Genomic DNA, 21,616 nt, shown 5'->3' with positions numbered 1-21,616 from the left:
TAGTGGGGTGCGGCTTGATCCTTGTGGGCGGATGCGGGTTGCCTGTGGCTTGTCGCGCAGTTCCTCGCGCCCTGTTTCCCTAGAGCAAGTCTCTGAGGTGCTCCGCCAGCAGGTCCCATCGCCACTTCTCCTCGACCCACTGCCTGCCCCGCTCGCCCATCCTGCGGCGCAGTTCCGCGTCGGAGAGGAGGGCGGTGATGCGGTCGGCTGCCTCCTCGGGGGAAGCGCCGCGCACCACCCAGCCCGTCTCGCCGTCCAGGACCGCGTCCGGGGCGCCGCCCGAGTCGCCGGCGACGACCGGGAGGCCCGTCGCCGAGGCCTCCAGGTAGACGATGCCGAGGCCCTCGACGTCGAGGCCGCCGCGGCGGGTGCGGCACGGCATCGCGAAGACGTCGCCGGCGCCGTAGTGGGCGGGCAGCTCGGACCACGGGACCGCGCCGGTGAAGCGGACGGCGGAGGCGACGCCGGTCTCGTGCGCGAGCCGCCGCAGGTCCTGCTCGTAAGGTCCGCCGCCGACGATCAGCAGGACGGTGTCGGGCTCGGCCGCGAGGATGCGGGGCATGGCCCGGATCAGGGTGTCCTGCCCCTTGCGTCGCACCAGCCGGGAGACGCACACCACCACCGGGCGGTCCGTCAGGCCCAGCCGGGCCCGAACCTCGTCGCCGCCCGAGCCGGGGTGGAAGGTCTTCTCGTCGACGCCGGGCGGCAGCTGCACCATGCGCGAGGCCGCGTCGGGGGTCAGCGCGGTCCCGATCCGCGAGCGGGTGTACTCGCCGAGGTAGGTGATCGTGTCCGTGGCGTCGCCGATCCGGCGCAGCAGTTGCCGGGCGGCGGGCAGCTGCGCCCAGCCGGCCTCGTGGCCGTGCGTGGTGGCGACCAGCCGCTCGGCGCCCGCGGCACGCAGCGCCGGGGCCATCAGGCCGAGCGGGGCCGCCGCGCCGAACCACACCGAGGTGCACCCGTGCTCCCGCAGCAGGCCGACGGCCCGACGAGTGGCACCGGGCGTCGGCAGCAGCATGGTCGTACGGTCCCGTACGACGGTGAAGGGCTGCTCGGCGTCGAAGGCGCGGGTCGCCTCGACGCCCTCGCGGGTCCGCTTCCAGGTCGAGGCGTAGACGACCAGCTGCTGCGGGTCCAGCCGCAGCGCCATGTTGTGCAGAAACGCCTGGATGCCCCCGGGCCTGGGCGGAAAGTCGTTCGTCACGATCAGGGTCTTGCGCACGCCGCCGACCCTACCGAACCGCCCTCACCGCCCTGTGCGGAAGCACATGTGGCACGCTCACAGCCGGCGGGCCCATCATGGCCTCATCAACACCGCACGCGAACGGCAGGGATCACGTGAAGACGACGGGCACGAGGCGGTCCCTGGCATGGCTGCCGGTGGTCTGGTGTCTCACGAGGCTGGTGCTGCTGCTGTTCGTCCTGAAGGTGTACGTCTTCCCGGGCCCGGACGTCACGAGCGACGTCCACGTGATCTACCAGGGCTGGTACCACGTCCTGAGCACCGGGACCTTCCCGCTGGACGACGTCACCTGGCAGTACCCGCCCGCCGCCGCGCTGGCGATCCTCTCCCCCGGCCTGCTGCCCTTCCTGGACTACGCGACGGCCTTCTTCGTGTTGGTCTGCGTCACCGACCTGGCCGTGCTGGCCCTCATGGCGTACGCGGGACGCCGCCCGGGCCGATCGCTGCGCGGTGCCTGGGTGTGGGTGATCGGCGTACCGCTGCTCGGGCCGACGGTGTACGCCCGCTACGACGTGATGGTCACGGCGGTGGCCATGGCCGCGCTGCTCGCGGGCGCCCGGCACCCGAGGGCCATGGGCGCCCTGGCCGCCTTCGGCGCGCTGCTGAAGGTCTGGCCGGCGATGCTGCTGCTGGCCGCCCGCCGCCGCAGCGCCTGGGTGTCGGCCCTGCTGACCGGCATCGCGGTGACCGGCGCGTTCGCCCTGACCATGCCCGGCGCGTTCGCCTTCCTGACGTTCCAGCGCGACCGGGGCACCGAGGTCGAGTCGCTGGGCGCGCTGGTCTTCCATGTCGCCCGGCACTTCGGCTGGCAGGGCGCGGTGCTGCTGAACTACGGCTCGATCGAGTTCCTCGGGCCGTATGTGAGCGAGGTGAGCACCGGCGCGCTGTTCCTGACGGGGGCGGCCTTCGGCTGGCTGGTGCTGTGGCGGCTGCTGGCGCGGCGCTTCGAGGAGCACACTCTCGCCGACGCCGCCTTCGTGGCGGTGCTGATGTTCACCACCACCAGCCGGGTGATCAGTCCCCAGTACATGGTGTGGCTGGTGGGGCTCGCGGCGGTGTGCCTGTACTTCCCCGGCAGCCGGATGCGGCTGCCGGTGGCCCTGGTGCTGGTCGCGTGCTTCGTGACGGTGCTGGAGTTCCCGTTCTACTTCGCCGACGTCGTGGCGAGCAACGGCCTCGGCCTGACCCTGCTGTTCCTGCGCAACGGCCTCCTGGTGGCCGCCACACTGATCGCGGCCCGCGCCCTGTGGCGCTCGACCGTACCGTCCACAGCCTCACCCGCCCCGATCCCCCCTCAGCCGACCCGGACGGACGAGACCCCCGTCTCGTCCTGAACCGGGACCCGTCGGAACAGCGATCCCACCAGGACACACTGCCCAGCCACCGCTGACCCCAGCGCCAGGCACACCCCGGGCAGCCCGAGTCCCGCCAGTCCGTACGCGAGCGCCAGCTGGACCGCCGTTCCGAGGACGGTGACGCGCAGCAGCGCGGGGGCGTCTCCGCTGCCTTCGAAGACCCCGCCGAGCGCGATCAGGCACGCCATCAGCACGAGGTAGGGCCCGACACAGCGCAGGAACAGCACACCCTCGTGCGCGACCTCGGGTCCGGCGCCGAAGGCGGCCATGATCCAGGGGGCAGCGGCGGCCAGCAGCGACGCCGCTGCCAGGCCGAGAACCGAGGAGAGGAACACTGCCTGCCTCCCGATCGCCCGCCGCGCGTCCAGCCCGGCCCCGCGCGTGTGGGCGGTGTGGATGGCGGCGGCCTGGCGGACGGCGTAGAAGGCCATGGTCGCCACGTACACGGCCTTGTAGGCGATCGCGTAGGCGGCCACCGCCGTCACGCCGAGCCGCGCCACGATCGCGACCAGGACCAGGGCGCCGGTCTGCCGCACGGTGAAGTCGGACGACATCGGCAGGCCGGTCTTCAGCGTCCGGCGCAGGGAGACGGCCAGGGTCTCCCTCGGCTCGGCCAGGCGGGCCGTGCGCAGCAGGGCGTTGCGCCGCAGCGCCAGGAGCCCCGCCCCGAGCGCCACGCACCGGGCCAGCACGGTGGAGGCCGCGGCGCCCCGGACGCCGTCGAGATGGATGAGCAGCGGGTCCAGGGCCAGGATCAGGCCGTTGGCCAGCAGTGCGAGCCGCATCGGGGTGCGGGTGTCGCCGGTGCCCTTGAGGAGACCGTCGACGAGTTGCTGGGCGAAGAAGACGGCCATGCCCGGCATCGAGAGCATGAAGTAGGTGACGGCGAGCGGAACGGCGGCGCCGTTCGCCCCGCCCAGCACCAGCCGGGCCAGCGGTTCACGAGCGAGCAGGCCGCCCGCCACCACCAGAGGTGTCACCAGTGCCCACAGTGCCCATCCACCTCGCGCGGCGGCCCGTACGGCCCCGGGGTCGCGGGCGCCCCGGGCGTGGGCGACCAGCACGGTGGTGCCGGAGCCGAAGACCAGGGCGATGCCGAGCAGCACGTTCTCCGTGCTGCTCGCCACGGCGACGGCGGCCACGGCCGGACCGCCCAGCCGGGCGACCCACACAGTGTTGATGATCCCGGCGGCGACCGGGGCGAGGAGCGAGAAGTAGACGGGGCGAGCGAGCAGCAGGAGCTGCGTGCGGTGGGTGTTCACGGTGGCGGTCCCCCTGCGGGCCAGTGAAACTCGATTCGAGGTAGCTCGTTTCGAGGTAGCTCGTTAAGAGGTAGCATGCGATGTCACCCACCCGCAAGGAGGACCATGCTGGAGCTGTCGATCCTGGGCTTCCTGGCCGATCAGCCACTGCACGGCTATGAGCTGAAGGAACGCATCAAGGCGCTGACCGGGCATGTCCGGCCGGTGAGCGACGGCGCGCTCTACCCGGCGATCGCCCGGCTCACCACGGCGGGCCTGCTCGACCAGCACACCGAGCCGGGTGTGAGCGCGGCCCCGCGCCGGATCCTCGCCCTCACGGCGAAAGGCAGGGAGGAACTGCTGGCGCGGCTGCGCGACCCCAAGCAGACGGAGATCACCGACCACGTCCGCTTCAACACGGTCCTCGCTTTCCTGCGCCACCTGCCCGACCGGCACGAGCAGGCCGCGGTACTTCGCCGCCGGCTGGACTTCCTCCAGGCGCCGACGAGCTTCTTCTACGACTCCGGCAAGCCGGTCCGCGCCGAGGAGGCGGACGACCTGTTCCGCCAGGGCATGCTGCGCGTCGCCCGGGCGACGGGCGAGGCGGAACGGGCCTGGCTGCGGGAGGCCGTCGAGGTGCTGGAGCGGCCGGAATGAGGGTGCAGGCGGCCCGTCGCCCGGCCCACCCGGCCGATACGGGTCTCAGGTGCGGCCCACCTGTACCGGTCCCGGGCCGGCTCAGCCGGTCAAGAGCCCCGACTCAGCCCAGTTGGTCTCGCAGATATGCCCGCCAGTCCTCCGTGAAGGCCTCAGGCGTGGTGCCCAGGACCTTTCGCATCGCGTCCTCCACCGCTCCGGCCCGCTGCCGGTGCTCCCCGACGGCCCGGTAGAACGCGCCCAGCCGGGCCTCGCCCCAGCGGTCGGCGATCAGGCGGCACGCCGTCCAGCCGCTCTCGTAGGAGCGGGCCAGGCGGCTCGCGTCGCCGGTGAAGCCGAAGTCCTCGTCGTCGGGGAGTGCGGTGGGGAGCCGGTCCTCGCGGACGGCCCGGGACAGTTCCGGCGCGGCCTCCACGGGGGTGCGGCCGGCGGCGCGGTAGCCGACCCAGTCGGCGTACCCCTCGGACAGCCACAGCGGGGTGGCGGCCGTGGTCCGGGCGCGGGTGGCGACATGGGTGGTCTCGTGGGTGACGACGACCTGCTCGCCGAGGCCGCCGAGGAGCGCGAAAGCGTCCGGGTTGACGATGATCCGGTCCGCGGGCGCCCGGCCCCGTGCCGCCCCCGTCTCGCCGGTGGTGACCGCCGCGATCCCGCGGTAGGAGGAGGCGGGTGAGCCGAGCAGCCCCGCCATCCCCTCCACCGACTTCGGCACGAGCACGACGACCCGCCGGCTCCAGTCCGTGCCCCAGGCCTCCGACACGGCCGGTACGGCGCGGTCGGCCAGGTCCGCGAAGTCCCGCAGTTCCTGCCCGGACTGCCCGACGCCCAGCACGAGACTGTGCCGTCCCCGGGCCAGTTGCACCGCCCCCTGGTCCCAGAGTTGCTGTGCGGCCTTCTTCGCCGGCCGGTCGGTGTCGACGGACCACCGCCCGTCCGCGTCCCGGCCGAGCCGGAGGGTGCGCCCCGCGGTCACCGGGGCCTGGTCGTACCCGGCGACGCGGTAGCGCAGTTCGGCGTCGGCGGTGGCCGTGTCGCCGGTGCGGCGCACCTCGGTCACCCGGTACGACCACGCGGCCACGGGCACCGCCCGCAGCTTGGCGAAGTCCATCCCGCTGCCGGTGCGTTCGTAGGCCCGCTCGTCGCGGTCCAGGACGGCGGCGGCCCGCCGGTCCAGGAGGCGCTGGACGTCGGCCGGGGCGCTGTCGGCCGTGGGCCGCCCGCCGCATCCGGCCAGGGAGACGAGCAGCACGACGAGCGCCACCAGCGCATGCCCCGACCTTCGACCAGCCACGTCCCCGATCGTACGGGCGCCGGGTCCCGTCGGTCAGACCCTCGTGACCGAGGAGACGGGCATCATCCCGACCGGGTCGTAGCGCACGGGCGCGCCGGGGTAGGGCGCGTGGATGACCTGGCCGTCGCCCATGTACATCCCGACATGGCTGGCGTCGCCCCGGTAGAGGACCAGGTCGCCGGGGCGCGCCTCGGACAGCGGGACCTGCCGGCCGGCGTAGCGCTGGCCCTGGGAGGTGCGCGGCAGGGCGACACCGGCCTGCGCGTACGACCACTGCATCAGGCCCGAACAGTCGAACCCGGAAGGCCCGTTGGCACCCCAGATGTAGGGCTTGCCGAGCGCGCTGCGGGCGGCGGCGACGGCGGCGGACCCGCGGCCCGAGGCGGCGGTGGCACCGCCGAGGCCGGGCATGCCCGGGCGGCCGGAGCGGGAGGCGCGGCCGTAGGCGTCGCGCTCGGCGTCCGGCAGGGAGTTGAGCAGTCGCCGGGCCTTGGCGAGCTTCCGCTCCACGGTCTTCTTGTGGGCGGCGACGGCCGTACGGCTCTTCTCCAGGTCGCGGAGCTTCCCGGCGGCCTCCTGGCGTTCCTGGGCGAGTTCGCGCAGGGCGTCCTGGAGCTTCTTCAACTCACCGGCCTGGCGGGCGGTGAGGCGGTCCAGCCGGGACGCGTGGTCCAGGTAGTCGTCCGGGTCGTCGGAGAGCAGCAGGGCGAGGGACGGGTCGATGCCGCCCGAGCGGTACTGGGCGCCGGCGAGCGAACCGAGGGATTCGCGCAGGTTGTTGACGCGCTGCTGCTGCCGGGCGACGCGGTCCCGGGCGGTGCCGGCCTGCTCGCGCAGTTCGTCGGCGTGCTCGTCGGCCTCGTTGTACGCCTCGGTCGCCTTCTCGGCCTGCTCGTAGAGCCGGTCCACCGAGGCCCGGGTGTCGTCGTGCGGTGCGGCGCCGGCGGGTACCGCGGCCAGGGCTGCGGCGGCGACGGACAGGATGCTGACGGCGGCACCGGCGCCCCGGTCGGACCCGGACGGTGCAAGGCGGCGATGGGACCCCACGGGAAGCCGCTCTCCTTCCGCTGGCGGACTTGGAACGCGGCAGACAGTAGCCCCGTGGCAGGTGACCGCCAACGACCATCCGTGGGTATGAAGTGGGTACGAAGCACCGCGCCCCGCCGCTGACGCAGGTCAATGGCGGGGCGTGGGCTCACTCGGGTCGGTCGTGATTCGCCCGAACGGCGGACACGGTGTCCTGATCTTGAAGCCGCCGGGGGGCTCCCCTGCCCGGCCTCGGGACGGACTCGCGAGTCTCGAGGCTCGGGGTCAGACTCGGACGCCGAACATGAACGGGCCGCCGATGGTGCTCATCGACTCGTAGCGGACGACCGTGCCGGTGCGCGGGGCGTGGATGATCTGCCCGTTGCCGGCGTAGAGGCCGACGTGGTGCAGGTCGTTGAAGAAGAAGACCAGGTCGCCGACCTTGAGCTGGCTGGTCGAGTAGATCTTGGTGCCGATCTGCGCCTGGGCCTCGGAAGTGCGCGGGATCTGGATGCCGGCGGAGGCGTAGGCCCGGGAGGTGAGGCCGGAGCAGTCGAAGGAGCTCATACCGGTGGCCCCGTAGACGTAGGGCTTGCCGAGCTGGCTCTGGGCGAAGGCGAACGCGGCGGCGGCACGGCCCGAGCCGGGCGGGACGTCGACGTCGAGGGCGTCGCGCTCGCTGGCCCGGCTGGCACGGCTCTGCTCGGCGGCGAGTGCGGCCTTCTCGGCGGCGGTGAGGCTGTTGAGCAGCTTCTGCGCGGAGGCGAGCTTGCCCTGGACTTCCTTCTTCTTGTTGCCGAGTTCGGTCCGGGTGGAGGCGAGGTCCTTGAGCTTCTCGGAGGCCTCGGCGCGCTCCTGGGCGAGTTCGCGCTGCTTCTCCTGGACCTTCTTCAGTGCCTCGACCTGCTGGCTGCTCAACTGGTCGAGCGTGGAGGCCTTGTCGAGGTAGTCCTCGGGGTCGGCGGAGAGGAACAGCTGAACGGAGGGGTCGATGGAGCCGGTGCGGTACTGCGAGGCGGCGGCGAGGCCCAGACTGTCGCGGAGCTCGTTCAGCTCCTCCTGGCCGCGGGCCACGTTGTCCTGGATGGTGGAGATCTCCTTCTGGAGCTTCTCCTGCTTCTCCTTGGCCCCGTTGTACTTCTCGGTGGCCTGCTCGGCCTCCTCGTAGAGCTTGTCGACCTTGGCCTTGACCTCGTCCTTGCTCGGCTTCTCACTGGGGGCCGCGTTGGCGGCCTGTGCGCTGAAGGCGACGGCAGCGGCGGCGGCTGTGGTCAGCACGGTCACACGTGCGCGGCTCGGCTGCTTCGGACGACGGTGGGACGCCACGGGTGAAAAGCTCCTTCTGGCCCCTCCGCCGTCTCTCCCGATGAGTGATCACCCGAGCGGAGGTTCGGCCCGACCCTAGTGACCTTCCTGTGATCAGTTCAAATCCTCAGATGAAAAATTGCGTCACGGTAGGCCATCTTTTCCCCTGGACTCACGGGCGGTGAGACCCATTTGACTCACCGTGGCTCATCGACCCCGCCAATTCGGGCATCACGCCCGGACGTTACACAGCGGGCGTACGCCCCCTAGGCGCGCGAAAGACGCTTGAGCAGCATGGCCGAGGCCACCGGGCGGGCACCGGCCCGGGCCACGCCGTCGGCGACCTCGCGGTCGGTGGACGCCACGATGACCGGACGCCCCGGCGGTTCCGCGCGCACCAGCTGGCGGATCAGCTCGTCGGCGGTGACGCCCGGCTTCGAGAACAGCACGCGTACGCCACGCGGCGGGGCCAGCAGCACCGGCGCGGCGAGCTCGGCGCCGTCGAAGACGCACGTCACCTCGGCGCCGCTCTGCGCGGCCAGTTGGGAGAGCTGCCCGAGCAGCCTCAGGCGCTGCTTCTCCAGCGGCATCTGCGGATAGCCGGTCTTGGTGACGTTGTAGCCGTCGACGACCAGATGGGCCTGCGGCAACGCCAGCAGCTGGTCGAGGACCTGCGGGTCGTTCTCCGACAGGGCGCGGGCGGCGATGTCCTTCGGGGTCATCCGGCCCGGCTCGACGGCGTCCACGGTCTCGGCGGGCCGCACCGACACCGGCGGCAGGGCCAGTTCGCGGCGGAGCCCCTGGGTGGCGTCCAGGAGGGTGTCCAGCAGCAGCCGTACCCGCATGTCCTCGACGCTGCGGCCCTCGCGGGCGGCCCGGCGCGCGGCCTCCAGGGCGGCCTCGGTCTCGCTCAGCCGGGACTTGACCCGCCGGGTCTCGCTCTCGGCGGCGGACACCTGGGCGTGCCCCTCGGCACGGACGGCGTCGAGCTCGCCGTGCGCCTTGCGCAGGGCGGCCTCACCGCGCTTGACGTCACTGAGGGCGGCACGCAGCTTGCGGTGCAGCGCCTCGGTCTCCCTCTTGGCCGATTCCAGCTCCGTACGCAGCCGCTCGGTCTCGGCCCGGGTGTGGTCACGGGCCCGGTCGAGCTCAGCGCGCAGCCGCTCCAGTTCGGCCCGGCTCTCCTCGTCGGCGCGCTCGGCGTCGGCCCGCTGGGCCTCCTCACCGGCGGCGGCCACCAGCTTCACCCATCCGGGTGGTCGCAGTACGTAGGCCGCGGCCGCCACGTCGAGCGGGTCCGCGGCCGGGGGCGGGGAGCCTGAGTCGAGGGCGCCGGTCAGCTCCGGCTGGGCCTCTCTGAGCTTCTCCCCGATGCGCTGCCGGAACAGCGGATCCGTCTCCAGCGCGGCCGCCATCGCGTTGCCGGCGAACTTGGCCCGGCGGTTCGGCGCGAACCGGGCGTACTGCCTCAGCTGCGCGGGCAGCTCGCCGACCGTCAGTGAGCCGAAGCCGTCGGAGACGATCTGCACCACTCTGCGGCGCACGCCGTCGGGCAGCGGACGGTCGAGCACCTCGGCGGCGCCGTCGCCCGGCCCCCCGCCTGTGGTCTCCACCATCCGTCACACCCCAATGCTGTGCGGGCCTTCCTCCACTCTCGACCGTGCTCGAGCGGGGGGACCCCCGTCGTCAGGAGCCGGAGCCCGGCCTGTCCACGAGTTCCACCTGGTCCACCGCGTTACACCAGCGGCAGCGCACCGACTCGATGGTCTCACTGAGGACCTCGCGCTCCTCGACCTTCGGCTCTCCGGCCAGGTCGAGGTGGACGTACTCGACGACCTTCGACGAGCGGGTCACGTCGAACCTCGTGAGGTTGCCGCAGAGGGTGCAGCGCCACCGCGTCTCGGCGGTCGGCAGGGGAACCGTCATCGTGACCTGTTCTCTTTCCTTCTAGTGTCCGTCTGGTGTCCGTGACGCGACCGGCATCCCCGGTGCGTGTGGCTCGTAACCCTACGGCCTGGCGGCTCCTCGCCGCCCGCGCGTCCACGGCGGCGAGGCGGTCTGTGCGGTTGCGTCCGGTTACGTCATGCTCTGTGTTCATGATCAGCAAGTGGAGTGCGTCGATCGTCCGGGTCCGCCGATCGGTCCAGGGGTCCTCGGCGCCGGTGACGTACGCACTGATCGCCCTGTGCTGCACGGTCTTCCTGGCCGGACCCGCCTCGGGACTCAATCCCGCCTACGGCACCGGCGACGAGGTGCTCGCCGTGCAGCGGGCCTACTTCCGGCGCTGGGGGGTGATCCCCGCAGAGCTGTTCGAAGGGTCCGCGGGGTCGGCCCTCACCCCCGTGACGGCGCTCTTCGTCCACGGCAGCTGGGTCCACCTGCTGGGCAACATGCTCTTCCTCTACGTCTTCGGGGCGATGACCGAGGAGCGGATGGGCCGGGTGCAGTTCATCCTGTTCTACGTCGGCTGCGGCTACCTGGCCCTGCTGGGCTACGCCGTCGCCAACGCGGACTCCGAGCAGTCCCTGGTCGGCGCCTCGGGGGCGATCTCGGCGGTCCTCGGTGCATTCCTGTACTTGTTCCCCCGGGCCCGGGTGACCAGTCTCCTGCCGTTCCTGTTCTTCCTGCCGGTCCGCTTCCCGGCATGGGTCGTCCTGCCGTTCTGGGCGGCGCTGCAGTGGCTGGCGGCGGGGCGGGCCCCGGACGGGCCGGGGGTGGCCTACCTGGCCCACCTGATCGGCTTCGGCCTGGGCTTCGGCTACGCGTCGGTCCGCTACGGCCGCCCCACCGGCCCCACTAGAGTGAAGGCCGCCCCTGCTCCGGCCCCCGAGGGAGAGAACCAGCCGTGATCACCGCGATCGTCCTCATCAAGACCAGCGTGGACCGGATCCCCGAGATCGCCGAGTCGATCGCGGCGCTGGACAGTGTCAGCGAGGTCTTCTCCGTCACCGGCACCTACGACCTGATCGCCATGGTCCGGGTCAGGGAGCACGAGGACCTGGCGGAGGTCATCCCGGGCCGGATCAGCAAGATCCCCGGAGTGGAGGGAACCGACACCCACGTGGCGTTCCGCACGTACTCGCAGCACGACCTGGAGGCGGCGTTCTCGATCGGGCTCGACAACTAGGGCCTGTCGGTCCCTCCGGGCGCCCGCTCAGGCGGAGGTGTCCGGCACGCAGCGGCCGTCCTGCGTGCGGTAGTTCCACTTCGCCCCGTCCGTCACGAGCTCCTTCACCGCCCGCACGAACCGCTCCACGTGCTCGTCCGGCGTGCCGGCGCCGAAGCTGACCCGGATGGCGTTGAGCGACTTCTCCCCGGGCGCGGCCTCGGGCGACCCGCACTCGCCCTGCGCCTGCGGGTCACTGCCGAGCAGCGTGCGCAGCAGCGGGTGGGCGCAGAACAGTCCGTCCCGTACGCCGATGCCGTACTCGGCGGACAGGGCGGCGGCGAAGTGGGAGCTGTTCCAGCCCTCGACGACGAAGGAGAGCACCCCGACGCGCGGCGCGTCGTCCCCGAAGAGGGACAGGAACCGCACCTGGGGGACGTCGGCGAGACCGTCGCGCACCGTGCGGACCAGGTACTGCTCACGGGCGACGAGGGTGTCGAAGCCCGCCTCGCTCAGGGCCTTGCAGGCCGAGGCGAGTGCGTAGGCGCCGATGACGTTGGGCGAGCCGGCCTCGTGGCGGGCTGCGCTGTCGTGCCACTCCACGTCCACTCCCCCGTCCTCACGCCGGCTGACCTTGCGGCTGGCGCCGCCGCCCGCGAGGTACGGCTCGGCCGCGCGCAGCCAGTCGGCCCGCCCGGCCAGGACGCCCGAGCCGAAGGGCGCGTACAGCTTGTGCCCGGAGAAGGCGACCCAGTCGACGTCGAGGTCCGCGACGGACACGGGGTGGTGGGGGGCCAGCTGGGCGGCGTCCAGCACGATCCGCGCGCCGTGGGCGTGCGCCGCGGCCGCGAGCTCCCGCACGGGCCACAGCTCGCCGGTGACGTTGGAGGCGCCGGTGACGCAGACGAGGGCCGGGCCGTAGGGGTCCCGGTCGGCGAGGGCGCGCTCCAGGGTCTCGACGGCCTGCCGGGGGGTGCGCGGGGCGTCGAGATAGGTGACCCGGGCGTCCTGCCAGGGCAGCAGGGAGGCGTGGTGCTCGGTCTCGAAGACGAAGACCTGGCAGTCGGCGGGGAGCGCGGCGGCGAGCAGGTTGAGGGAGTCGGTGGTGGAGCGGGTGAACACGACCTGGTCGTCCTCGCGGCAGTCGAGGAACTCCGCGACGGTCCGGCGAGCGTTCTCGAACAGGTCGGTGGAGAGCTGGGACAGGTACCCGGCACCGCGGTGCACGCTGCCGTAGTACGGCGCGTAGGCGGCGACGTCGTCCCAGACCCGCTGGAGCGCCGGGGCGCTGGCGGCGTAGTCGAGGGCGGCGTAGGTGACCTCACCACCGGTCACGAGCGGCACGGTGACATCCCGTCCCAGAACGGGCAGCGGGGCGCAGACGGACGGGGTGGCGGCAAGGGTGGAGACAGACATGACGGAACTCCCGTGAAGGCAGGTGGAATCCGCCCGCGAGCGCGTACGGCTCGAGCGGGGGAGAAAGAAAGAGGGATGCGGAGGCGGGGCTCTGCGGCCCTATCGCATTCGCTGGTTCACGGGAGAGCTCCTCGACGACCAGGACCCCTGGCCCCACACTTTTCAAAAGCGTGCGAGGGGTCCGCGCTTGCCGCAGACCTCGCTGCCTGCGGCCTGGTCTTCACCCGGGGCACCCCGCCACGGACGGAGGGTTGCCGGACAGTCGGCCGGGGCCTCATGACTGTCACTCATGACCTGTTCAGGAACGTACGCGAAAAGATCGGCGTCCCGCAACCCGAGTCCGGATCGCGGGACGCCGGTCCTTTCGCCCACGGGGTCCGCTACGCGTTGCTCGCGGCCACCCAGCGCTCCAGCGTGCGCTTGGCCGCCCCCGAGTCGATCGACTCGGCCGCCTTCGCCATCCCGGCGCCGATCTGCTCGGCCAGGGGCGCGGTGGTGGGCTCCAGGGCCACCAGCGCCGCCGCCGAGTTCAGCAGGACCGCCTCGCGGACCGGGCCCGTCTCGCCGTCCAGCAGCCGCCGGGCGACCTCGGCGTTGTAGGAGGCGTCCGCGCCGCGCAGCGCCTCCACGGGGACCAGTTCGAGGCCCACGTCACGCGGGTCGAAGGCCTCCTCGGTCACCTGGCCGTCCCGGACGGTCCACACCCGGGACGTGGCCGTGGTGGTGAGCTCGTCCAGGCCGTCGTCGCCCCGGAAGACCAGGGACGAGTTGCCGCGCTCGGCGAAGACGCCCGCGACGATCGGCGCCATGCGGGGGTCCGCCACGCCGACGGCCTGGGCGCGGACCCGGGCCGGGTTGGTGAGCGGGCCGAGGGCGTTGAACACCGTGCGGATGCCCAACTGGCCGCGGGCAGCGCCCGCGTGGCGCAGCGCCGGGTGGAACTTCACCGCGAAGCAGAACGTGATCCCGGCCTCGTCGGCGACCTCCGCGACCCGGTGCAGCGGCAGTTCCAGGTTGACGCCGAGCTTCTCCAGCACGTCGGAGGCCCCGGACGCCGAGGACGCGGCCCGGTTGCCGTGCTTGACGACCTTGGCGCCGGTGCCGGCGACGACGATGGAGGACATCGTGGAGATGTTGACCGTCTTCGCGCCGTCACCGCCGGTCCCGACGATGTCGACCGTCGGCCCGGGCACCTCGATCACGTTGGCGTGCGCGTACATCGTGCGGACCAGGCCGTTGATCTCCTCGACGGTCTCGCCCTTGGCACGCAGGGCCACGACGAACCCGGCGATCTGCGCCTCGGTCGCCTCGCCTCGCATGATCCGGTCCATCGCCCAGGCGGTGTCGTCCGCGCTCAGGTGCCTGCCGTCCAGCAGGCCGTTCAGCAGCAGGGGCCAGGAGCGGCCCGCCGCGGTGTCGCCTCCAGCGGGGGTCACAGCGCTCATAAGCCGCTCCAGGGTCAGGCGTCCCGCACTGCGGGACGAGAATCTCAACGGGTCCACCCTATCCAGCCCGGGGCAGGGCGAAGGGCCCCGTCCGACGAGCGGACGGGGCCCTTCTTGTGGCGTGGCGAAGCAGTGATCAGTGGTGGCCGTGGCCGCTCGTGATCTCCCGGTACTCCTCGGCGGTGGGCTTCGGGATCTGGGAACCCTCGCCGTAGTAGGCGTCGCTGAGCTTGGCGCGCAGCTTCTCGGAGCCCTTCACCTTGCGCTCGACACCGTTCTCGTCGACCGTCGGGCCGATCTCGGCCGGCTTGTACTGCTCGTGCGCCGTGAGCGTGTACATCTGCTCCTGGCTGAGCGGCTCGTGCACCTCGATGAACTCACCGTGCGGCAGGCGCTTGATGATGCCCGACTCGCGGCCGTGCAGCACCTTCTCCTTGTCCCGGCGCTGCAGGCCGAGGCAGATGCGCTTGGTGACGACGAAGGCGATGACCGGGCCGACGAAGAACCCGACCCGGACGAACCAGGTCACGGAGTTGATCGACAGGTGGAAGTGCGTGGCGACGATGTCGTTGCCACCGCCGATCAGCATGATGATGTAGCCGGTGACCCACGCGACACCGACGGCGGTGCGCGTCGGGGCGTTGCGCGGGCGGTCCAGGATGTGGTGCTCGCGCTTGTCCCCGGTGACCCACGACTCGATGAACGGGTACAGGGCGATGATCGCGAGGAAGACACCGAACAGCACCAGCGGGATGAACACGCCCAGGACGAGCGTGTGACCCCAGAGGTTGATCTCCCAGCCCGGCATGGCGCGGACCAGACCCTCGGCGAAGCCCATGTACCAGTCGGGCTGGGCACCGGTCGACACCTGGTCGGGACGGTAGGGGCCCAGGACCCAGATCGGGTTGACCGTCGCGATGCCGGCGATGGCCGCGATGGCACCGAAGACCAGGAAGAAGAAGCCTCCGGCCTTGGCCATGTAGACCGGCAGCAGCGGCATGCCGACGACGTTCTTGTTGGTCCGGCCGGGACCCGCGAACTGGGTGTGCTTGTGGTAGAAGACCAGGATCAGGTGGCCGACCACGAGCCCGAGCATGATGCCCGGCAGCAGCAGGATGTGGATCGAGTAGAACCGGGCGACGAAGTCGGTGCCCGGGAACTCCCCGCCGAACAGGAACATCGAGATGTACGTGCCCACGATCGGCACGGACAGGATCGCGCCCTGCGTGAAGCGGACACCGGTGCCGGAGAGCAGGTCGTCCGGGAGCGAGTAGCCGGTGAAACCGGTGAACATGCCCAGGACGAACAGCAGGAAGCCGAACAGCCAGTTGATCTCGCGCGGCTTGCGGAACGCGCCGGTGAAGAAGACGCGCATCATGTGCACGAACATGCCGGCGAGGAAGATGATCGCCGCCCAGTGGTGGATCTGCCGGATGAGCAGACCGCCGCGGACGTCGAAGCTGATGTCCAGCGTGGAGGCGAACGCCTCCGACATCAGCTGCCCCTGGAGCGGGACGTAACTGCCGTGGTACTCCACCTCGTTCATCGACGGGTGGAAGAACAGCGTCAGGTACACACCCGTGAGGATGATGATGATGAAGCTGTAGAGGCAGATCTCACCGAGCATGAAGGACCAGTGGTCCGGGAAGATCTTGCGCATGTTGGCCTTGGCCAGGGAGTAGATCCCGAGGCGGCCGTCGGCCCAGTCGGCGACCCGCTCACCCGCGGGCGCCTTGCGGCGTGTCTGTGCAGTGCTCATCCGCGCTCCCAGAAAGCAGGGCCGACGGGCTCTTCGAAGTCGCCGAGCGCCTCGAGGTAGCCCTCGTCGTTCACGCCGATGCGGAGCTGCGGCAGGGCGTGACCGGCGGGACCGAAGATCACTCGGGCTCCGTCGGAGAGGTCGAAGGTGGACTGGTGGCAGGGGCAGAGCACGTGGTGCGTCTGCTGCTCGTACAGGGAGATCGGGCAACCGACGTGGGTGCAGATCTTCGAGTACGCGACGATGCCCTGGTGCGACCACTCGAGCTCGCGCTTGTCCTTGATGTCCTCCGGCTGGATCCGGACGATCATCAGGGCGGCCTTGGCGATCTCGTTCTGGAAGTCGTGGTCGTGCTCCTCCAGGCCCTCGGGCTTGGCGAAGGTCAGCGAACCGACCGCGACGTCGGAGGGACGCAGCGGCTCGTTGGTGTTCATGTTGACGAGCAGCTTGCCCTTGGACCACAGCGTGTGACGGAGCTTGGTGCCGGGCAGCGGACCGAGGTCGCGCAGCAGCACCACGCCGGACAGCGGCACCAGCGTGAGCGCGCCGAGCATCGTGTTGCGGATCAGCTTGCGGCGGCCGAGCGCGGACTCCTTGGCGCCCTGCTTGAAGTCGGCGAAGACCTTCTCGCGGACCTCGGGCGACGCCTCGATCGGGTGCCGCTCGTCGGCGACCTCCACGTCGGACATCAGGGTGCGCGCCCAGTGGACGGCGCCCGCGCCGATGCAGAACAGCGCGATGCCGAGCGACAGGCCCAGCGCGAAGTTCAGCGCGCTGATGTGACCCAGCGGGAAGATGAAGACCGACTTGTCGACCGGGATCGCCACGAACGAGGCGATGAAGGCGACGGTGGCCAGCATCGACACCGTGAACAGCAGGGCGACCGAGCGCTCGGACCGCTTGGCGGCCCGCTCGTCGATGTCCTGGATCCGGTGCTCGTGGGGCGGCAGGCCCGGGTCGGCGAACGGGTTCTTGTCGTCCGCGACGCTCACCGCGCCGTGCCCGTGCTCGTCATGTCCTGCGGACTGCGCGGCAGGCAGGTTCTCTTCTGGAATGTCTTGGCTACTCATGACTTCTTGGCCTTTGCGGTCCGGGCGGCGACCCACACGGCGACGGCGATCAGACCGCCGAGACCGAAGATCCAGCCGAACAGGCCCTCGCTGACCGGCCCGAGGCCGCCCAGTTCGAGGCCGCCGGGGCTCTCGGTCTTTTCGCTGTTGACCGCGTCGAGGTACGCGATGATGTCCTTCTTGTTCTTCTCCGACAGCGTGGTGTCGGGGAAGGACGGCATGTTCTGCGGGCCGGTCTGCATGGCCTCGTAGATGTGCTTCGGGGAGACGCCCTCGAGGGTCGGCGCGTACTTGCCGTGCGTCAGCGCGCCGCCCTTGCCGGTGAAGTTGTGGCACTGCGCGCAGTTGGTGCGGAACAGCTCACCGCCCTTGGCGATGTCGGCACCCTCGGGGCCGTACTGCTCCTCCGTCGGGACGGACGGACCGGCACCCAGCGAGGCGACGAACGCCGCGAGCTGGTCGATCTCGGCCTGCGAGTAGATGTTCTTCTTCGCCGGGACCTGGGGGCCCTGGGAGGTGGCGGCCGGCATCCGGCCGGTGCCCACCTGGAAGTCGACGGCCGCGGCGCCCACACCCACCAGGCTCGGCCCGTCGGAGGTGCCCTGACCGCCGGTGCCGTGGCAACTGGCGCAGCCGACCGAGTAGAGCTTCTTGCCCTCCTCGATGGTGAGGGACTGGGCGGTTTCGTCGGCCTGCGCCTTGTCCGCGGGTGCGAACACGGCGTACAGCCCCCCGGTGCATGCCAGCGCGAGGAGTAGGACGACGAGCGCCGCCAGCGGGTGGCGTCGTCGTGCGGAGAGCTTTTTCACGGATTACCCCGGTGTCAGGATCTTCTGCGTCGATGCTTCTGGGATGCGCGCTTCGTCGAGCACGCGCGGATGCGGGCCCTGCTACTTGATCATGTAGATCGTGGCGAAGAGACCGATCCAGACGACATCGACGAAGTGCCAGTAGTAGGACACGACGATCGCGGCCGTCGCCTGCTCGTGGGTGAACCTCCGGGCCGCGTAGGTCCGGCCCAGGACCAGCAGGAAGGCGATGAGACCGCCCGTCACGTGCAGGCCGTGGAAGCCGGTGGTCAGGTAGAACACCGAGCCGTACGGGTCGGAGGACAGGGACAGGCCCGCGTCCTTGACCAGCTCCGTGTACTCGAAGACCTGACCGCCGATGAAGATCGCACCCATCACGAACGTGACGATGAACCACATCCGGAGCTTCTTCACGTCACCGCGCTCGGCGGCGAAGACGCCGAGCTGGCAGGTGAGGGAGGAGAGCACCAGGATGGTGGTGTTCGTCGCCGAGAACGGGAAGTTGAGATGGGCGGCCATCTCCTTCCAGTGATCGGGACCCGTCACCGATCGCAGGGTGAAGTACATCGCGAAGAGGGCCGCGAAGAACATCAGCTCGGAACTCAGCCAGATGATCGTTCCGACGCTGGTGAGGTTCGGCCGATTGACCGACGGGTGCGCGTGCCCGGTTTCTACTGTCGTTGCTGTCGCCACGACCGACATTATGTCGGTCGCTTATCCCGCCCTCACTCCGGGGGGTGCCGTTCGGAGTGTCTTCACCGGTCGTACCGGTGTTGACGTGGTGTTCAAGGGAGTAGCATCCGGCCCAACGGGCCTGTCCTTACGACGTTGACGTCACGGAGGAACAATGCAGCCGACCGCCACGGTGCTGGTCTACAGCGACGACTCCAACACCCGCGAGCAGGTGCGGCTCGCCACGGGACGGAGGCCGGCTCCGGACGTCCCCGTGGTGGAGTTCATCGAGTGCGCGACTCCCGCAGCGGTGCTGACGGAGCTGGACCGGGGTGGGATCGACGTCTGTGTGCTGGACGGTGAGGCCGTGCCGATGGGGGGCATGGGGCTGTGCCGGCAGATCAAGGACGAGGTGTTCGACTGTCCGCCGGTGCTGCTGCTGATCGGGCGGCCCCAGGACGCGTGGCTGGCGACCTGGAGCCGGGCGGAGGCGGCGGTGACGCTGCCGGTGGAGCCGGTGGAGTTCGCCGCGGCTCTGGCTTCGCTGCTGCGGGACAAGGCGGCTTTGAACGCCTAGGGGCTCGGGGCTCCTGCTTGTTTCGCGGGTGCGGGTGATCTGTGGCTTGTCGCGCAGTTCCCCGCGGCCGTGGGGGCGACGTCCCCGAGGTCTAGACGCTCTGGGGCCTCAGGCGGGCCCTGTCGGCCTCCGTGGGGCCGTCCGGGGTGCCGCCGAGGAGGGCGCTGCCGGTGCGCCACTTCGCCCAGTCGAGGTTCCAGTCGCCGTAGCCGTTGCCGAACGGGGCCATCGTGTCGCCGCCGGAGTTGATGACCTTGACGATGTCGCCCTCGCGGACGGTGTCGTAGAACCAGGCGGCGTTCTCGGTGCTCATGCCGGTGCAGCCGTGGCTGACGTTGGCGAAGCCCTGGGAGCCGACGGACCAGGGGGCGGCGTGGACGTACTCGCCGCTGTTGGTGACGCGGACGGAGTGGTGGACGATCAGGTCGTAGAAGTCCGAGGAGCCGATGCTGGCGCTGGTCATGCGGACGGTGCCCTCCTTGGCGAGGACGACCTTGACGCCGTTGCGGGTGTCGTAGCCGGGCTTGCCCGTGGTGACGGGTATCTGCCGGATGATCTCGTCGTTCTTGTAGACGGTCATCTGGTGGGCCGCGGCGTCCGTGACGGCTATGAGCTTGTCCGCGGTGGTGAAGGTCAGCGGCTTGGCCTTGCCGCCCCACATGCGGTCGCCGATCTTGATGCCCTGCAGGTTGCTGCGGACCTGGACGGTGGCCTGGGCGGGCCAGTAGTCCTTCGGGCGGTAGTGGAGCGTCTTGTCGTCCACCCAGTGCCAGGCGCCGTCCGTGGCGGGCGTGGCGGAGACCTTGAGGGCGCGCTCCACGACGGCCCGCTGGGCCCTGTCCTTGACGGGCTGGCTCAGCTCGGCGGTGACGGGCTGGCCGACGCCGTAGGTGCCCGCCTTGGGGCCGAAGGTGACGTCCAGGCGCTTCTTGGTGCTGGGCTTGCCGGTGTCGAAGGTGACGACCTTGCGGCCGGGCGCCCCGTCCTCGTCCTCGGTGCTCACACGGACCGTGTAGCTGGCGTTGGCGGCGAGCGGGGAGGTGCTGTGCCAGCGGCTGCCGTCGGCGGCGAGTTCGCCCGCCACGTAGCGTCCTGAGGCGTCGTGGGCCGTGACGTCGGTGATGCGCCCGTCGGAGTCCTCGACGACCTCCAGGGGCTTGTCCGGGTCGGCCTTCTTGCGATCCCCGTCGGGGGCGTTGAAGGAGATCTGGTCGGCCGCGTCGTAGGGGCGGGCGGCCAGCGGGTTGCCGTCGGAGCCGCAGGCCGTGACGCCCGCGCTGAGGGCTATCAACAGCAGCGTGCAGCTGACGACGGTGCGGGGGCGGGAGATCACTGTGTGGCTCATGACCTCACGCTAGGAACCGGCGTCAACAGCGGCACGCCGAGTGACTCGTACGAGTGACATGTATTGCTGCAGAAGCAGGGGCCCGGACGCTCCTGTCGGAGTGTCCGGGCCCCTGCGGCGCACGGTGCGTGTTACTGGGTGCGGTTCTCACCGCGGTAGTACTCGAACACCCAGCCCCAGATGCCGATCAGGATGACCGGCAGCGAGAAGTACATCAGCCACCAGCCGATGGCGATCGACAGGAAGGCCAGGGCGCCACCGATGGCCAGGGAGAACGGCTGCCAGCTGTGCGGGCTGAAGAACCCGACCTCGCCGGCGTCGTCCGCGACGTCCGCCTCCTTGTCGTCCTGCGCACCCACGTCGACCCGCTTGGCCGTGAAGCCGAGGTAGAAGCCGATCATGATGCACAGGCCGAAGGTCAGGAAGAGGGCCGTGGTACCGGCCGGCTCCTTCGACCACACGCCATAGACGACCGCCATGACGAGGACGAAGAAGCTCAGCCACATGAACATCTTGCCCTGGATCTTCACTTGCCGGCCTCCTTGCCGCCAGCGAGGGCCTTGTCGTCGTGGCCCACGTTCTCGAGCTGGTCGAGAGCGGCGATCTCCGGGTGGTGCAGGTCGAACGCCGGGGATTCACTGCGGATCCGCGGCATGGTGATGAAGTTGTGCCGCGGCGGCGGGCAGGAGGTCGCCCACTCCAGGGAGCGGCCGTAGCCCCACGGATCGTCGACGCCGACCGGCTTGCCGTACTTCGCCGTCTTCCACACGTTGTAGAAGAACGGCAGGATCGACATGCCGAGCAGGAACGAGCTGATCGTCGAGATCGTGTTGAGCGCGGTGAAGCCGTCGGCCGCCAGGTAGTCGGCGTAACGCCGCGGCATGCCCTCGGCGCCCAGCCAGTGCTGGACCAGGAACGTGCCGTGGAAGCCGATGAACAGCGTCCAGAAGGTGATCTTGCCGAGACGCTCGTCCAGCATCTTGCCGGTCCACTTCGGCCACCAGAAGTGGAAGCCGGAGAACATCGCGAACACCACGGTGCCGAAGACGACGTAGTGGAAGTGGGCCACCACGAAGTACGAGTCGGAGACGTGGAAGTCCATCGGCGGCGAGGCGAGGATGACACCGGTCAGACCACCGAAGGTGAAGGTGATCAGGAAGCCGGTCGCCCAGAGCATCGGTGTCTCGAAGGACAACGAGCCCTTCCACATCGTGCCGATCCAGTTGAAGAACTTCACGCCGGTGGGTACGGCGATGAGGAACGTCATGAAGGAGAAGAACGGCAGCAGCACACCGCCGG

General features: G+C 70.6%; 21 protein-coding genes and 1 riboswitch. Of the genes, 5 read left to right on the top strand and 16 right to left on the bottom strand.

Annotated elements, in window-relative coordinates; translation table 11 throughout:
- Positions 1-79: 79 nt before the first annotated feature.
- Positions 80-1,222, bottom strand: coding sequence for a glycosyltransferase family 4 protein (locus tag AB0B29_RS21660; protein WP_362242105.1), 1,143 nt, complete (start codon positions 1,220-1,222; stop codon positions 80-82).
- A gap of 116 nt (positions 1,223-1,338) precedes the next feature.
- Here AB0B29_RS21660 and AB0B29_RS21655 point away from each other — a divergent pair, with 116 nt between their 5' ends.
- Positions 1,339-2,577, top strand: coding sequence for a glycosyltransferase family 87 protein (locus AB0B29_RS21655; protein WP_362242102.1), 1,239 nt, complete (start codon positions 1,339-1,341; stop codon positions 2,575-2,577).
- On the opposite strand, the gene AB0B29_RS21650 is transcribed toward AB0B29_RS21655, so the two are convergent.
- Positions 2,538-3,860, bottom strand: coding sequence for an MATE family efflux transporter (locus AB0B29_RS21650; RefSeq protein ID WP_362242099.1), 1,323 nt, complete (start codon positions 3,858-3,860; stop codon positions 2,538-2,540). The genes AB0B29_RS21655 and AB0B29_RS21650 overlap by 40 nt on opposite strands.
- 105 nt (positions 3,861-3,965) lie before the next feature.
- On the opposite strand from AB0B29_RS21650, the gene AB0B29_RS21645 reads away from it, so the two are divergent.
- On the top strand, positions 3,966-4,496 hold the full coding sequence (locus AB0B29_RS21645; RefSeq protein WP_362242096.1) for a PadR family transcriptional regulator: 531 nt from the start codon (positions 3,966-3,968) through the stop codon (positions 4,494-4,496).
- A 103-nt stretch (positions 4,497-4,599) separates the two neighbouring features.
- Here AB0B29_RS21645 and AB0B29_RS21640 read toward each other — a convergent pair whose 3' ends face one another.
- From AB0B29_RS21640 to AB0B29_RS21620, 5 genes are all read right to left on the bottom strand, one after another.
- Positions 4,600-5,787 carry a hypothetical protein gene (locus AB0B29_RS21640; RefSeq protein WP_362242093.1) on the bottom strand — a complete coding sequence of 396 codons (1,188 nt, stop codon included), beginning with the start codon at positions 5,785-5,787 and terminating at the stop codon, positions 4,600-4,602.
- Positions 5,788-5,820: 33 nt separating this feature from the next.
- Positions 5,821-6,834: an NlpC/P60 family protein gene (locus tag AB0B29_RS21635; RefSeq protein ID WP_362242091.1), complete on the bottom strand. Its 1,014-nt coding sequence runs from the start codon at positions 6,832-6,834 to the stop codon at positions 5,821-5,823.
- Positions 6,835-7,098: 264 nt separating this feature from the next.
- Positions 7,099-8,139 carry a C40 family peptidase gene (locus AB0B29_RS21630; protein WP_362242088.1) on the bottom strand — a complete coding sequence of 347 codons (1,041 nt, stop codon included), beginning with the start codon at positions 8,137-8,139 and terminating at the stop codon, positions 7,099-7,101.
- Positions 8,140-8,384: 245 nt separating this feature from the next.
- Positions 8,385-9,734, bottom strand: coding sequence for an NYN domain-containing protein (locus AB0B29_RS21625; RefSeq protein WP_362242085.1), 1,350 nt, complete (start codon positions 9,732-9,734; stop codon positions 8,385-8,387).
- A gap of 70 nt (positions 9,735-9,804) precedes the next feature.
- Entirely contained in the window at positions 9,805-10,044 is a 240-nt protein-coding gene (locus AB0B29_RS21620; protein WP_344457229.1) for a hypothetical protein, read from the bottom strand.
- Positions 10,045-10,214: 170 nt separating this feature from the next.
- Between AB0B29_RS21620 and AB0B29_RS21615 the strand changes: the two genes are divergently transcribed.
- Together AB0B29_RS21615 and AB0B29_RS21610 are read left to right on the top strand one after the other, a co-directional pair.
- The gene (locus tag AB0B29_RS21615; protein WP_362242081.1) at positions 10,215-10,967 is read left to right on the top strand and encodes a rhomboid family intramembrane serine protease; all 753 of its coding nucleotides are present in this window, start codon (positions 10,215-10,217) and stop codon (positions 10,965-10,967) included.
- Positions 10,964-11,245 carry an Lrp/AsnC family transcriptional regulator gene (locus tag AB0B29_RS21610; protein WP_107458443.1) on the top strand — a complete coding sequence of 94 codons (282 nt, stop codon included), beginning with the start codon at positions 10,964-10,966 and terminating at the stop codon, positions 11,243-11,245. Before AB0B29_RS21615 ends, AB0B29_RS21610 begins: the two co-directional genes overlap by 4 nt.
- Before the next feature lie 27 nt (positions 11,246-11,272).
- Here the strand turns inward: AB0B29_RS21610 and AB0B29_RS21605 are convergent, their stop codons facing one another.
- From AB0B29_RS21605 to ctaE, 6 genes are all read right to left on the bottom strand, one after another.
- The gene (locus AB0B29_RS21605; RefSeq protein ID WP_362242079.1) at positions 11,273-12,640 is read right to left on the bottom strand and encodes an aminotransferase class V-fold PLP-dependent enzyme; all 1,368 of its coding nucleotides are present in this window, start codon (positions 12,638-12,640) and stop codon (positions 11,273-11,275) included.
- Between the two features lie 178 nt (positions 12,641-12,818).
- Positions 12,819-12,935, bottom strand: a riboswitch (SAM riboswitch).
- 85 nt (positions 12,936-13,020) lie between these two features.
- Positions 13,021-14,085 (bottom strand): anthranilate phosphoribosyltransferase, encoded by a 1,065-nt coding sequence (gene trpD, locus AB0B29_RS21600; RefSeq protein ID WP_362242076.1) that lies wholly within the window; start codon positions 14,083-14,085, stop codon positions 13,021-13,023.
- Between the two features lie 136 nt (positions 14,086-14,221).
- The gene (gene qcrB, locus AB0B29_RS21595; RefSeq protein ID WP_362242074.1) at positions 14,222-15,844 is read right to left on the bottom strand and encodes a cytochrome bc1 complex cytochrome b subunit; all 1,623 of its coding nucleotides are present in this window, start codon (positions 15,842-15,844) and stop codon (positions 14,222-14,224) included.
- Positions 15,841-16,914, bottom strand: a complete 1,074-nt coding sequence (qcrA, locus tag AB0B29_RS21590) for a cytochrome bc1 complex Rieske iron-sulfur subunit (protein ID WP_362242071.1) — start codon at positions 16,912-16,914, stop codon at positions 15,841-15,843. The genes qcrB and qcrA overlap by 4 nt, the downstream gene beginning before the upstream one ends.
- Positions 16,911-17,723, bottom strand: a complete 813-nt coding sequence (gene qcrC, locus AB0B29_RS21585; protein ID WP_362242069.1) for a cytochrome bc1 complex diheme cytochrome c subunit — start codon at positions 17,721-17,723, stop codon at positions 16,911-16,913. Before qcrC ends, qcrA begins: the two co-directional genes overlap by 4 nt.
- Positions 17,724-17,804: 81 nt before the next feature.
- Complete coding sequence (gene ctaE, locus AB0B29_RS21580; protein WP_020272940.1) at positions 17,805-18,425, bottom strand: aa3-type cytochrome oxidase subunit III; 621 nt, start codon at positions 18,423-18,425, stop codon at positions 17,805-17,807.
- 145 nt (positions 18,426-18,570) lie between these two features.
- Here ctaE and AB0B29_RS21575 point away from each other — a divergent pair, with 145 nt between their 5' ends.
- A complete protein-coding gene (locus AB0B29_RS21575; RefSeq protein ID WP_104779297.1) occupies positions 18,571-18,972 on the top strand; it encodes a response regulator transcription factor in 402 nt (133 codons plus the stop codon).
- A gap of 91 nt (positions 18,973-19,063) precedes the next feature.
- On the opposite strand, the gene AB0B29_RS21570 is transcribed toward AB0B29_RS21575, so the two are convergent.
- The 3 genes from AB0B29_RS21570 to AB0B29_RS21560 form a co-directional block, all read right to left on the bottom strand.
- A complete protein-coding gene (locus AB0B29_RS21570; RefSeq protein ID WP_362242066.1) occupies positions 19,064-20,317 on the bottom strand; it encodes a L,D-transpeptidase in 1,254 nt (417 codons plus the stop codon).
- A gap of 131 nt (positions 20,318-20,448) precedes the next feature.
- Entirely contained in the window at positions 20,449-20,847 is a 399-nt protein-coding gene (locus AB0B29_RS21565) for a cytochrome c oxidase subunit 4 (protein ID WP_362242063.1), read from the bottom strand.
- Positions 20,844-21,616 (bottom strand): cytochrome c oxidase subunit I (locus tag AB0B29_RS21560; protein ID WP_362242060.1); only part of this gene is annotated, 773 nt, incomplete at its 5' end. The genes AB0B29_RS21565 and AB0B29_RS21560, both read right to left, overlap by 4 nt.

The organism is Streptomyces tibetensis, assembly GCF_040647715.1.
In the GTDB taxonomy this organism is placed as follows: Bacteria; Actinomycetota; Actinomycetes; order Streptomycetales; family Streptomycetaceae; genus Streptomyces; species Streptomyces tibetensis_A.
Note: the sequence above shows the minus strand (reverse complement) of the source record. Positions and strands in the feature narration are given on the sequence as shown.